This is a genomic window from Alkalibacterium sp. m-11 (assembly GCF_054658155.1).
This window is the reverse complement of sequence record NZ_BAAGIR010000289.1, coordinates 1-932: the sequence shown is the minus strand read 5'-3', so window position 1 is coordinate 932 and position 932 is coordinate 1. Positions and strand designations below refer to the sequence as shown.

General features: G+C 41.6%; 1 protein-coding gene. It reads left to right on the top strand.

Annotated features, from left to right (window positions below; all coding sequences use genetic code 11):
- Positions 1-932 (top strand): IS1380 family transposase (locus tag ACYQ2O_RS12440; RefSeq protein ID WP_459771380.1); only part of this gene is annotated, 932 nt, incomplete at both ends.

Sequence of the window (932 nt, the reverse complement as noted above, 5' to 3'; positions counted from 1 at the left end):
CAGACGACCATGCGGATGAATTAAAGCATGAGCCGATGTTTACCACGATTCTGGATAAGAAGCAATTAGCTTCTCAACCCACTTTGTCACGCTTAAACCAGAAATTCGACAAGGAAACGATGAAGCAACTCCAACAGGTTAATCAAAAATTAAATAGACGAATTCAAACGATTCAGCCGAGTGAGCATTTTGTTTTTGATTTGGATTCGGCAAATTTCGCGACCTGTGGTCATCAATATGGCACAGACTACAATGCCCATTATCAAACAAACGGTTACCATCCACTCGTATTATTTGATGGCTTAACGGGTGATTGCATCAAAGCAGCTCTTCGTGCAGGTAATGTTTATACGTCTCGCAATGTCGTTAGCTTTGTTGGTCCTGTGATCAAGGAATATGAGAAAATGAATCCAAGTGCGACCATCGCTGTCAGGGGTGATAGTGGATTCGCTGTCCCTGAACTCTACGAGTTGTGTGAAGAACATGAGATCAAATACGCGATTCGCCTTAAATCAAATAAGCGTTTAACATCGATGGCTCAAGACATTGAACATCAAATCGGGAATCGACTAAAACTTAATAACGGTGCGCCTTATGTGTTTTATAAAGAAATAACCTACAAGGCGGCAAGTTGGAACAAGCCAAGACGAGTGATCGTCAAGTTAGAGAGACCAGAAGGCGAACTCTTATTTCGCTATTCCTTCATTGTCACGAACTTAAGCTATCGCCCTAAAAACATCGTCAAATTTTATCAAAACCGTGGGACGATGGAAAATTTCATCAAGGAAGGGAAAAACGGCTTTGCGTTCGACCAATTAAGTAGTCCTGACTTTTACACAAATGCGACAAAGCTACAAATTGCCTTACTCGCCTACAATTTTGCGAATTGGTTTCGCCGACTCTGCTTACCTAGAAGTATGAGTAAAAGCACC